Below are 11,960 nucleotides of genomic sequence, written 5' to 3'. Positions count from 1 at the left end.
TCGCCGCGTGCTGTCCACCCTCCGCATCCGCCACATCGGCGTGATCGACGACGCCACCCTCGAGTTCGGACCCGGCTTCACCGCCCTGACCGGTGAGACCGGCGCCGGCAAGACGATGATCGTCACCGGTCTCACCATGCTGCTCGGCGCCCGGCTCGACCGCGGCCGCACCGAGGTCGCCTCGACCGTCGACGGCACCCTCGCCCTCGCCGGCCACGAGCGTCTCGCCGCGGCGCTCGACGACCTCGGCGCCGAGGACGAGGACGGCGAGGTGCTCGTGGTGCGCCGCGTGACCCGTGACGGCCGCTCCCGCGCGCAGCTCGGCGGGGTCCCCGTTCCCATCGGCACCCTCGCCGATCTCGTGGGCAGCGCCGTGACCGTCCACGGCCAGTCCGACCAGCAGCGTCTCCGCGACCCCGATGCGCAGCGCGAGGCGCTGGACCGCTTCGCGTCCGGCGCGCTCGGGCCGCTGCTCGAGCGCCACCGCGCCGCCTGGGGCGAGCGCTCCGCCGCCCGCGCCCGCCTCACCGAGCTCGACGAGCTGCTCGCCGACCGCGAGCGCCGCGGCGCTCGGCTCCAGGAGGCCCTCGAGCGCATCGAGGCGACCGACCCGCAGCCGGGGGAGGACGACGAGCTGCGCGCCGAGCTCGAGCGGCTCGGGAGCGCCGAGGAGCTGCGCGGGGCAGGCGTGACCGCCGCCGACGCCCTCGTCGGCGACGACGGCCCCTCGGCCGGCGCCCTCGTCGACATCGCCGCGGAGGCCGTGGGCCGCGCGGCCCGCACCGATCGGACGCTCGAGCCGATGCTCGAGCGCCTCGACGCGCTCCGCATCGAGATCTCCGACCTCGCCTCGGAGCTGTCCCTGTACGCGGAGGGGATCGACGCATCCCCCGGGCGGGTCGACGCCGCGAACGAGCGGCTCGCCGAGCTCACCGCCCTCGTGCGGGATCTCGGCGTCCTCCTGCCTGGCCCCGACGGCCCCGCCGAGGACGTCACCGCGCTGCTGGAGACGTCCCGCACCGCCGCCGTGGACCTCGACCGCTTCGAGGGGGCCGAGGCCGAGCGCGCCTCGCTCTCCGAACGCCTCACCCGGCTCGAGAGCGAGCTCGACGACGCCGCGACCGAGCTGACCGCGGCGCGCACGGCCGCCGCGGCGGAGCTCTCCGCCGCCGTCCAGGAGGAGCTGCGGCTCCTCGAGATGCCGGACGCCGCCCTCACGGTCGAGGTCACGGAGCAGGCCCACCGCTCCCACGGCCGCGATGCCGTCGCGATCCTGCTCGCCCCGCACCCCGGCGCGACGCCCCGCCCCGTGGGCACCGCGGCCTCCGGCGGTGAGCTCTCCCGCGTCATGCTCGCTCTCGAGGTGGCGCTCGCCTCCTCGCGCGAGGACCGCACGGCCGCCCCCGTCTTCGTCTTCGACGAGATCGATGCCGGGATCGGCGGCCGGGCCGCGCTCGCCGTCGGCCAGCGCCTCCAGCAGCTCGCCCGTCACGCCCAGGTCATCGTCGTCACCCATCTCCCGCAGGTCGCGGCGCATGCGAGCACCCACCTGCAGATCGTGAAGTCCTCCGCGGAGGGCGCCACGAGCTCGACCGTCGAGGTCCTCGACCGCGGCGAGCGGATCCGTGAGCTCGCCCGCATGCTCGCGGGCGACGACCACTCCGACCTCGCGCTCGCCCACGCCGAGGAGCTCCTCGACGACGCCCGGGCGGGAGCCCGATGAGCCCCGCCGTCTCGGGCACGGCGCGGCTCGGCCGCCGCACGAAGGACCTCACACAGCGACTCGAGGCCGGCGACATCGCCGTCATCGACCACGAGGACATCGACCGCGTCGCCGCGGAGGCCCTCGTCGAGCGTCGTCCCGCCGCGGTGATCAACGCCGCGGCCTCCACCTCGGGGCGTTACCCCAACGCCGGCCCCCGGATCCTCGTCGAGGCGGGCATCGTGCTCGTCGACGCCGTCGGCCCCGCCCTCTTCGAGACCCTCCGGGACGGCGACGCGATCACGATCGAGAACGGCGCCGTGCACCGGGACGGCGAGGTGGTCCTCCGCGGCGAGGCCCAGGACGAGGCGACCGTCGCCGCCGCCCAGGAGGCGGCCCGCGAGGGGCTCTCCGAGCAGCTCGAGCTGTTCGCGGAGAACACGATGGAGTACATGCTCCGTGAGCGGGACCTGCTGCTGGACGGCGTGGGCGCCCCGGACGTGCGCACCCCCCTGCACGGCCGCTCGGTGCTGATCGTCGTGCGCGGCTACCACTACAAGGAGGACCTCGCGACCCTCCGGCCATTCATCCGCGAGAACCGGCCCGTGCTCATCGGCGTCGACGGCGGTGCGGACGCGGTCCTCGACAGCGGCCTGCGCCCCGACATGATCATCGGCGACATGGACTCCGTCTCCGATCGGGCCCTGCGCTCCGGGGCGGAGCTCGTCGTCCACGCCTACCGCGACGGCCGCGCTCCCGGCCTCGAGCGGCTGGGCGAGCTCGGCCTCGAGGACCGCGCGGTCGTGTTCGCCGCCTCCGGCACGAGCGAGGACATCGCCATGCTCATGGCCGACGAGAAGGGCGCGAGCGTGATCGTCGCCGTCGGCACCCACGGCACCCTCGAGGAGTTCCTGGACAAGGGACGCGCCGGGATGAGCTCCACCTTCCTCACGCGGCTGCGGATCGGGTCCAAGCTGGTCGATGCGAAGGGCGTCTCCCGGCTGTACCGCCAGCGCATCTCCACCCTGCAGCTCGTGCTGCTCGCCCTCGCGGGCCTCGTCGCCCTGGGCGCCGCCCTCTGGTCCACCGAGGGCGGCCAGGCGCTGTTCCAGATCGTCGGCGCCCGCCTGGACGGTCTGCTGTCCGCCTTCACCCTGCTGTTCGAGCCCCGGCCCGCCGGGCCGTAGGAGGGAACCGGTCCCGTGATCGACTTCCGTTATCACCTCGTCTCGCTGATCTCCGTGTTCCTCGCCCTCGCGGTGGGGATCGTGCTGGGAGCGGGACCGCTGCGCGACACCCTCGGGGACCAGCTCTCCGGGCAGGTCGAGCAGCTCCGCACCGAGCAGGACACCCTGCGCGGCCAGGTCGACGAGCTCGAGGCGAGCAACGACCAGCTCTCCTCCTTCATCAGCGGCGTGGGACCCCAGATCGTCTCCGGTGCCCTCGCCGGCCAGGACGTCGCCGTCATCACCGACGACGACTCCACCCGCAGCTCCGTCTCGGCGCTCGGCACGCTGCTCGAGGACGCGGGCGCCGGGACCACCTCCCCGGTCGCCCTCGGCGCGACGCTCTGGGACCCCGCCGAGGGCGACGCCCGGGACGAGGCCGTCGCGGAGGTCGAGGAGATCGCCCCCGGGGCGATGATCAGCCAGGGGGCGGACGACGCCACCGCACCGACCTCCTCGGAGCAGCTCGCGACCCTCGTGGTCACCCTGCTCTCCGCCGACGACCCCGCAGGGCTCACCGACACGCAGCGCGAGCAGCTCTGGAAGGTGCTCCAGGACCACCAGCTCGTGACCCTCGCCGACGGCGTCCCCGGCACGGTCGACGCCGTCGTCTACGCGAGCGCGGACCCGGCCGAGTTCACCGTCGAGGCGGACGACGAGGCCACCGCGACCGAGCGCGCCCAGGGGCAGCTCGCCGCGCAGTCGGCCCTGCTCGCCCGGCTGGTCGAGGACGATGTCCCGGCCGTCGTCGCCGCCGTCACCCCCGCGAACGACGCCTCCACCGGCATCCTCCGCACCGTGCGCGGCGACTCCCGCTTCACGACGCTCTCGACGACCGACCGGCTCCAGGAGGCCGACGGCCCGGTCCTCGCCGTCCTCGCGCTCGTCGAGCAGACCCGCGGCGGATCCGGCGCCTACGGCACCACGACCGACGCGGACGCCCGCCTCCCGCAGCTCCCGGAGACGCAGGGGCTCGGCACGGGCGGCGGCGCCTCCGACGGCGGGGGAGAGGGATGACCGGGGGATCGCTCCGCGCGGAGCTCGAGCGCACGAACTACGCGGGCCGCACCGTGACCCTCGCCGAGGGCGCGGCCGTCGTCGGCGCGACGACCCTGCTCTCCCTCCGCGCCGGGCGCGCGGACGCCCTCGTGATCGGCGCCATCGGGGCGCTCGGCCTCGCCGACGACCTCATCGAGCCGCGACGTCGCCGCGCCGGGCTGCCCGTCGAGAAGGGCCTGCGCGGCCATCTCGGGGCGCTGCGCCGCGGGCGCCTCACCACGGGCGCCGCGAAGGCGATCGGCATCCCCGTGGTCGCCGGCATCGGGGTGCTGCTCGCACCGGGGCCCCGGCGGCCGGTGGGGCTGATCGTCGACGCGGGCCTCGCCGCGGGATCCGCGAACCTCGTCAACCTGCTCGACCTCCGCCCGGGGCGGGCGCTCAAGGTGGTGCTCCCCGCCGCCGCGCTGCTGGCGGCCGTGCCCGCTCGCGCCGGCGCGGAGCGGGAGGCTCGTGAGCGCAGCGGTGCCGCGCTGGCCCTCGCCGCGCTCCTGCCGGGGCTCGCCGCGCTGCCGGCGGACCTGGGGGAGCGCGGCATGCTCGGCGACGCCGGTGCCAACGCCCTCGGCGCCGCCACAGGGGCCGCCGCCGCCCGCCGTCTGCCCGCGCCTGCGCGCGTGGCCCTGCTCGCCGGCATCGTCGCGCTCACCGCGGCGAGCGAGAAGGTCAGCTTCAGCGCGGTCATCGATCGCACGGCGCCGCTGCGCCGGATCGACCGCTGGGGGCGCCGCCCGCTGCCGGGCGACGAGGGGACCCGATGAACGCCGCGCCTGCGCCGCACGCGGCCGAGCCCGCGAAGGGCGTCGGGCCCGGGGCGGCCTCACTCGGCCGTACCGTCCTGCGCGGCGCGGGGATCATCCTCGTCGTCACCCTCGCCGCGCGCATCGCCGGGTTCGTGCGCTACCTCGTCTTCGGGGCGAGCGTCGGCGCCGGGGACGTGGGGACCGCCTACTCGACCGCGAACCTCCTGCCCAACGTGCTCTTCGAGGTCGTCGCAGGCGGCGCGCTCGCCGCCGTCGTCGTGCCGCTCGTCGCCGGGCTGGTCCCCGAGCGGGACCGTCCGGCCGCCGCGGAGAGCGACGCTGTCGCCGCGGAGCGGGCCGACGGCGCCCGCCGGGCGGACGCGATCATCTCGGCGCTGCTGGGATGGGCGCTGCTGCTGACCGTCCCGGTCGCTGTCCTGGTCTCCCTGTTCGCGACCCCCATCGCGGGGTACCTGCTCGCGACCGACGGCACCGGCGCCTCCGGCGTGGCGCTCGGGGCACGACTGCTGCGGATCTTCTCGGTGCAGCTCCCGCTGTACGCCGTCGCCGTGGTGCTCGGTGCCTACCTGCAGGCGCGCCGGCGGTTCTTCTGGCCGGCGATGATGCCGCTCATCTCCTCGCTCGTGGTGATGGGCGCCTACCGGGTCTACGCGCTGCTGGTCCCCGCCGTCGCGACCTCCACCACGATCTCCTCGGGCGCCGCCGCCTGGCTCGGCTGGGGGACGACGGCCGGCGTCGCCGCGATGGCCGTCCCCGTCGCCGTGGCCGCCCACCGCTCGGGACTGCGACTGCGCCCCACGCTGCGCATGCCCGAGGGGACCGGGCGTCGCGCCCTGCGGCTCGGGGCCGCCGGTCTCGGGGCGGTGGGCGCCCAGCAGGCCGTCATCGCACTCGTGATGGTGCTCGCGATGCGCGCCGGCGGAACGGGCACGCTGCCGGTCTTCCAGTACGCCCAGGCGCTGTACCTGCTGCCCTTCGCCATCCTCGTGGTGCCGCTGGTCACCGCCGGGTTCCCGCAGCTGTCGGAGCTGCGCCTGGTGGGGGACACGATCGGCTTCGCCCGCGCCACGACCGCCGGGCTCCGCTCCGTCATCGCGGCCTCGGTGCTCGGCGCCGCGGCCCTCATCGCCGCCGCACCCGCGCTCGAGCAGTTCTTCCGGCTCGTGGACCGCGCCGGCGCCGGCGGCGTCGGCTCCGCGACAGCCGCCCTCGCTCTCGGGCTGCCCGGCTTCGCCGTGGCGACCCAGTGCACCCGCGTGCTCTCGGCCGCGCTGCGCGCCCGCGACGCGCTCCTCGTGGGTTCCGCGGGCTGGGTGGTCGCGGCGCTCCTCATCGTGATCCTCGTGCTGCCCTCCCCGGGGCGCACGAGCGCCATGGCCGCCACGGCCTTCGGCCTCTCGATCGCCGGCGGCATGGCGCTCTCCGCCCTGGTGGGGCTGGGACGGGTGAGCGACCTCGTCGCCCCCGGCGGCCAGATCCGTCAGCTGCGCCGCATGGCGATCGTGGCGCCGCTCGCGATGGTCGTCGCCTCGGCGCCCGGCCTCCTCGTCGTCAAGGCGCTGGTGACCGCGAGCACCGGGACGCTCGGCGCGGTCGCGTCGGGGGTGCTCGCCGCGCTGGTCTCCGCCCTGGTCGCGGCCCCGCTGCTCGCCCTGGGGGATCCGCTGCTCGCACGCTCCGTGATGCGCCGCCTGCGGCGCCGCGGCGGCGAGGAACCGCTCGCGGCGACGGCGACGGGCGTGGGGGAGCGCACCGACGAGGACACCTCCGCATGAGCCTCCGGGTGCTGCTCGTGCGCCCGCGGGCGAGCGGCGGGCTCGCCGCGCACGTGGACCAGGAGCACGCCGCGCTCGAGGCGGCCGGCGCCGAGGTCCACGCCTCGGCGGCGCTGATCGGGGAGCGTCCCTCCCCGCGCGCCGACGGCGCCGCGCTGCGCGGTCTGCGCCGGGAGGTGACCGCGCTCCGATCGACCGGGCCGATCGCCGTGCACGCGCACGGGCTGCGGGCCGGCGCCCTCTCGGCGCTCGCCGTGCGCTCCCTGGGACCGGCGCGCGGCGCGGCACCGGTGCGGCTCGTCGTGACCCTGCACAACCGCACCGTCGGCGGCACGGCCGTGCGCGCCACGGGGGCGGTGCTGCTGCGGATCCTCACGAGCCGCGCCGACGTCGTCCTCGCCGTCTCCCCGGATCTCGCCGAGCAGGCAGCCCGCGCCGGGGCGCGCGAGGTGCTCCACGCCGTCGTCCCGGCTCCGGCAGGTCTGTCGGGTTGCATCGATCCTGTCGATCCCGCCCGTCCTGCTGACCCTGCTGGCGCCGCCCGTCCGCTCGACGTGCTCGTCATCGCCCGCCTCGCTCCGCAGAAGGGGCTCCCGGACCTCCTGGATGCCGTCGCGGCGCTCGAACGCGATCCCGGCACCCGGGGGCGGGTGCGCGTCGGGATCGCCGGCGACGGGCCGCTGCGGCAGGCGCTCGCCGAGCGGATCGCCGCTGAGCGCCTGCCGGTCGAGCTGCTGGGACGCCGTGAGGACGTCCCCGCGCTGCTCGCCGGCGCGGACCTCGTGGTCTCCGCGGCGCGCTGGGAGGGGCAGCCGGTGGCGCTCCAGGAGGCCCTCCGCGCCGGCCGCGCGATCATCGCGACGGATGCGGGCGGGACCCGCTGGGTGACGCAGGAGGCCGCGACACTCGTGCCCGTGGGCGACGCTCCGGCTCTCGCGTCTGCGATCCTGGAGCATCTCGACCCGGCGGTCCGCCGCCACCGGGAGCAGGCCTCGCGACAGCGGGCCCGCTCCCTCCCCGGAGCACGTGACATGACCGACCAGCTCCTCGACGTCCTGGCCCCCCGCGATCCCCGATGGTAGGTTGACAGTCCGTGGCAGATACCAGCGTGAACACCCCCCGAACCGGTACCGGACCGATCCCCAGGATCGGCCAGAGCGCCTCGACGAAGCCGTTCCGGAATCCCGGCACCTCCAAGCACATCTTCGTGACCGGGGGTGTCGTCTCCAGCCTCGGGAAGGGCCTGACCGCCTCCTCGCTCGGCATGCTCCTGCGCTCCCGCGGCCTCGCGGTGAAGATGCAGAAGCTCGACCCGTACCTCAACGTGGACCCGGGCACCATGAACCCGTTCCAGCACGGCGAGGTCTTCGTGACCGAGGACGGCGCCGAGACCGATCTCGACATCGGCCACTACGAGCGCTTCCTCGACGAGAACCTCGGCGCGAACGCGAACGTGACCACGGGCCAGGTCTACTCGAACGTCATCGCCAAGGAGCGTCGCGGCGAGTACCTCGGCGACACCGTGCAGGTCATCCCGCACATCACGAACGCGATCAAGGAGTCGATGCGCGCGCAGGCCGGTGAGGGCGTGGACGTCATCATCACCGAGATCGGCGGCACCGTCGGCGACATCGAGTCCCAGCCGTTCCTCGAGGCCGCCCGCCAGGTGCGCCAGGACCTGGGCCGCGAGAACGTGTTCTTCGTGCACGTCTCGCTCGTGCCCTTCATCGGCCCCTCCCAGGAGCTGAAGACCAAGCCCACCCAGCACTCGGTCGCCGCGCTGCGCTCGATCGGCATCCAGCCCGACGCGATCGTGCTGCGCGCGGACCGCCAGCTGCCCACCTCGGTCAAGGCGAAGATCTCCTCCATGTGCGACGTCGACATCGACGCGGTCGTCACCTGCGCGGACGCCCCCTCGATCTACGACATCCCCCACGTCATCCACGACGAGGGCCTCGACGCCTACGCGATCCGCCGTCTCGACCTGCTCAGCCACGACGTGGACTGGTCGCAGTGGGACTCCTTGCTCCAGCGCGTCCACCACCCGGTGCACACCGTCGAGGTGGCGCTCGTGGGCAAGTACGTCGACCTCCCCGACGCCTACCTCTCGGTGACCGAGGCGGTGCGCGCGGGCGGCTTCCACCACAGCGCCAAGGTCGCGATCCGCTGGGTCGAGTCCGACTCCTGCGCGACCGCGGAGGGCGCCGCCGCGGCGCTCAAGGGTGTCGACGCGATCGTCGTCCCCGGCGGCTTCGGCGTGCGCGGCGTCGACGGGAAGGTCGGCGCCCTGCGCCACGCCCGCACCCACGGCATCCCCGCCCTGGGCCTGTGCCTCGGCATGCAGTGCATGGTCATCGAGTACGCCCGCACGGAGCTCGGCTGGGCCGACGCCCACTCCTCCGAGTTCGACCCGACGACCGCCCACCCGGTCATCGCGACGATGGCGGAGCAGCAGGACATCGTCTCCGGCGAGGGGGACCTGGGCGGCACGATGCGCCTGGGCTCCTACGACCACCAGCTCACCGAGGGCTCGCTCGCGGCGACCGTCTACGGGTCCACCCGGGTCGCCGAGCGCCACCGCCACCGCTACGAGGTCAACAACGGCTTCCGCGAGGAGATCGAGAAGGCCGGCCTGCGCATCTCCGGCGTCTCCGCGGACCGCTCGCTCGTGGAGTTCGTGGAGCTGCCCGTCGAGGAGCACCCGTACTACATCGGCACACAGGCCCACCCGGAGCTGAAGTCCCGTCCCACCAAGGCGCACCCGCTGTTCGCGGGTCTCGTCGGCGCGGCGATCGACGCCCAGAAGGCCACCCGTCTGCTCGAGGTCGACCCGGTCGAGGTGGACCCGGTCGTCGAGATCGACGACGCCGCGGCGGACGCCGAGGATGCCTGACCAGCACGAGGGGAAGGTCCCGCAGGAGCTGCGGGACCTGCCCGCCCCCCGACCCGTCGCCGAGCGCACCCTGCTGCACGACGGCATGGTCTGGGACCTGGTGCGCGACACGATCGACTTCGCACCGGGCGTCCGCTTCGACCGCGAGTACGTGTGGCACACCGGTGCCGTCGCCGTGCTCGCGGTCGACGACGCCGACCGTGTGCTCATGATCCGTCAGTACCGCCACCCCGTGGGCCACGAGCTCTGGGAGATCCCGGCCGGACTGCTCGACCTCGACGGCGAGGCGCCGCATCTGGCGGCCGCCCGCGAGCTCGCCGAGGAGACCGGCACCGAGCCGCTGTCCCTGGCCACCCTGGTGGACCTGCGCCCCAGCCCCGGCGGGAACGACGAGGTCATCCGGGTCTACCTCGCCGACGGCGTCCGGGCCAGCGAGCAGGAGTACGAGCGCACCCACGAGGAGGCGGAGATCGTCACGCGCTGGGTGCCGCTCGCGGAGGCGGTCACCGCCGTGCTCGAGGGCCGCATCACGAACGGCACGACCGTCTCGGCGCTGCTCGCCCTGCAGGCGGCGCGGACGACGGGCACCGCCCTGCGTCCGGCCGACGCCCCCTTCATGGAGCGCCCCGGGCGGTGAGCCCGGGGCGGGCTCAGGCCCGCTCGACGAGCGCCCCTCGGATCACCGGCGCGGCCAGCTCGACCTGCCATGGCCGCGCGCCGAGGGCGAGCAGCTCCTCCTCGACCTGGGCGACGTCGCCCGGCGTCTCGTGCTCCCAGGTCCAGGTGCGCAGCACCCCCGGCTGGAGGAGGTTCTCGGTGGGCACGTGCAGCTCCTCCGCCCGCTCGCTGACGGCCGTGCGCAGCAGCTGGTACCGCTCCCAGACCTCGGGGTACTTCTTCGACCACAGCTTGTGGGGCGGGGGATAGGACGCCTCGGAGCGGTCGGGCAGGTGCGCGGCGGGGAGGTCGAGGCCCGAGCGGGCCGCCTTCCACCAGGTGTCCTTCTTGCGCAGCGGCGCGGGCAGCGAGCGGTCGAAGGCCTCACGGCCGCGGGGCGACTCCTTGGCCGCCGCGACGATGTCGCGGTCCTTGATGACCCGGTGGGGGGAGAGGTCCTCGCGGGAGGCGATCTCGTCGCGACGCTCCCACATGGCGCGCGCCGCCGCGAGCTGCTTGGCCGATCGCAGCCCGCCGATGCCGTGCAGGCCCCGCCAGGTCGAGGAGCGGGTGGGGCCCTGCTCCCGGGTCGCCTCGTGGGCGAACTCCTCGCGGGCCCACTGCTCCTTGCCCGCCTCGCGCAGGCGCGCCGCGAGCACGACCCGCACCTCGACGAGGACCTCGACGTCGAGCGCCGCGTAGACGAGCCAGCTCTCCGGGAGCGGACGCTTGGACCAGTCCGCGGCGGAGTGCTCCTTGGCCAGCGAGAGACCGAGGGTGTCCTCGACGACCGCGCCGAGGCCCACGCGCTCCATGCCCAGCAGGCGGGCGGCGAGCTCGGTGTCGAAGAGGGAGCCGGGACGCAGGCCCAGCTCGGCGAGGCTCGGGAGGTCCTGGCCCGCCGCATGGAGGACCCACTCGCGCTCCGCGAGGAGCGTGGGGAGGGTCGAGGGCATCGTGAAGGCGAGGGGGTCGACGAGCGCCGTGCCGGCGGCCTCGGTGCGCAGCTGGACGAGATAGGCGCGCGAGCTGTAGCGGTAGCTCGAGGCGCGCTCGGCGTCCACCGCGACGGGCTCGTCGGGAGCGCTCGCCGCGGCCTCGCACCAGGCGAGGAGCGGCTGGATCCGGTCGATCACGGGCACGAGCCCGTCTCGCGGCGCGGTGAGCGGGGTCGGGGCGGGGCGCTCGACGTCCTCGGCCGCGGGGTCCGGGGTGGTCTGGTCGCGGACGGGACCGGTCATCATTCTCCTGGGGAGGGGGCAGTGCTGGGGGAGCCGGGGGAGCGGGGTGCGCGCGCCCGGTGGCTCGGGGCGATCGGTGCGACGCGCGCCGGGGCGGGCGGCAGGCCCCCCGCGGCGGCGAGCATCGCGGTCCAGGCGTCGAAGTGCGGGGCGAGGTCCTCGCCCACGGGGGTCCACGAGACGCGCATCTCGACGTCGACCGTCGACGGACGCGAGGCGAGGGAGCCGTAGGACTGCGAGACCACGCGGGTCGCCGTGCAGCCCAGCTCTCGGGACTCGGCCTCGTGCAGCTCGAGGGACTCGGTCACCCAGGACCAGGCGACGTCGCCGAGCATCGACTCGATCGCGAACTCGGGCTCGAGCTGCGCCTGCACCAGCGCGACCATGCGCACCGTGCCGTCCCAGGCCTCCTGGCCCTCGGGGTCGTGGAGGATGACCAGGCGCCCGCTCGCGAGCTCCTCGTCGTGAACCACGATCTCCGCGGTCGCCGCCCACGCGGAGGGCGCCATGCGGGAGGGGGCGGGGATCTCCCGCCATTCCAGCTCGGGGCGCAGCGCGGTGGCGGTCATCGCCGCGACGGCGGAGCGGAAGGCGTCGTCGCCGGGACGGAATCGATGCACGGACACGCGTGGGAGCGTATCCGGAC

At 75.1% G+C, this 11,960-nt stretch carries 10 protein-coding genes; 8 read left to right on the top strand and 2 right to left on the bottom strand.

The window, feature by feature from the left end:
- Nucleotides 1-7: 7 nt before the first annotated feature.
- From recN to C1N80_RS12035, 8 genes are all read left to right on the top strand, one after another.
- A complete protein-coding gene (gene recN / locus C1N80_RS12070) occupies nucleotides 8-1,723 on the top strand; it encodes a DNA repair protein RecN (protein ID WP_137770989.1) in 1,716 nt (571 codons plus the stop codon).
- Nucleotides 1,720-2,889 (top strand): putative cytokinetic ring protein SteA, encoded by a 1,170-nt coding sequence (steA, locus tag C1N80_RS12065; protein WP_137770988.1) that lies wholly within the window; start codon nucleotides 1,720-1,722, stop codon nucleotides 2,887-2,889. Before recN ends, steA begins: the two co-directional genes overlap by 4 nt.
- A gap of 15 nt (nucleotides 2,890-2,904) precedes the next feature.
- On the top strand, nucleotides 2,905-3,945 hold the full coding sequence (locus tag C1N80_RS12060; protein WP_137770987.1) for a copper transporter: 1,041 nt from the start codon (nucleotides 2,905-2,907) through the stop codon (nucleotides 3,943-3,945).
- The gene (locus C1N80_RS12055) at nucleotides 3,942-4,745 is read left to right on the top strand and encodes a hypothetical protein (protein ID WP_137770986.1); all 804 of its coding nucleotides are present in this window, start codon (nucleotides 3,942-3,944) and stop codon (nucleotides 4,743-4,745) included. The genes C1N80_RS12060 and C1N80_RS12055 overlap by 4 nt, the downstream gene beginning before the upstream one ends.
- Nucleotides 4,742-6,523 (top strand): murein biosynthesis integral membrane protein MurJ, encoded by a 1,782-nt coding sequence (murJ, locus tag C1N80_RS12050; protein WP_137770985.1) that lies wholly within the window; start codon nucleotides 4,742-4,744, stop codon nucleotides 6,521-6,523. Before C1N80_RS12055 ends, murJ begins: the two co-directional genes overlap by 4 nt.
- Nucleotides 6,520-7,605: a glycosyltransferase gene (locus C1N80_RS12045; RefSeq protein WP_137770984.1), complete on the top strand. Its 1,086-nt coding sequence runs from the start codon at nucleotides 6,520-6,522 to the stop codon at nucleotides 7,603-7,605. Before murJ ends, C1N80_RS12045 begins: the two co-directional genes overlap by 4 nt.
- A gap of 65 nt (nucleotides 7,606-7,670) precedes the next feature.
- Complete coding sequence (locus C1N80_RS12040) at nucleotides 7,671-9,416, top strand: CTP synthase (protein WP_240811308.1); 1,746 nt, start codon at nucleotides 7,671-7,673, stop codon at nucleotides 9,414-9,416.
- Complete coding sequence (locus C1N80_RS12035) at nucleotides 9,409-10,053, top strand: NUDIX hydrolase (protein ID WP_137770982.1); 645 nt, start codon at nucleotides 9,409-9,411, stop codon at nucleotides 10,051-10,053. Before C1N80_RS12040 ends, C1N80_RS12035 begins: the two co-directional genes overlap by 8 nt.
- Before the next feature lie 13 nt (nucleotides 10,054-10,066).
- Here C1N80_RS12035 and C1N80_RS12030 read toward each other — a convergent pair whose 3' ends face one another.
- The gene (locus C1N80_RS12030; protein ID WP_137770981.1) at nucleotides 10,067-11,314 is read right to left on the bottom strand and encodes an HRDC domain-containing protein; all 1,248 of its coding nucleotides are present in this window, start codon (nucleotides 11,312-11,314) and stop codon (nucleotides 10,067-10,069) included.
- The gene (locus tag C1N80_RS12025) at nucleotides 11,314-11,940 is read right to left on the bottom strand and encodes a DUF3000 domain-containing protein (protein ID WP_137770980.1); all 627 of its coding nucleotides are present in this window, start codon (nucleotides 11,938-11,940) and stop codon (nucleotides 11,314-11,316) included. The genes C1N80_RS12030 and C1N80_RS12025 overlap by 1 nt, the downstream gene beginning before the upstream one ends.
- Between the last annotated feature and the right edge of the window lie 20 nt (nucleotides 11,941-11,960).

Source organism: Brachybacterium sp. SGAir0954 (assembly GCF_005490785.1).
Lineage (GTDB): Bacteria > Actinomycetota > Actinomycetes > Actinomycetales > Dermabacteraceae > Brachybacterium > Brachybacterium rhamnosum.
This window is presented reverse-complemented; position numbering and strand designations above follow the sequence as displayed.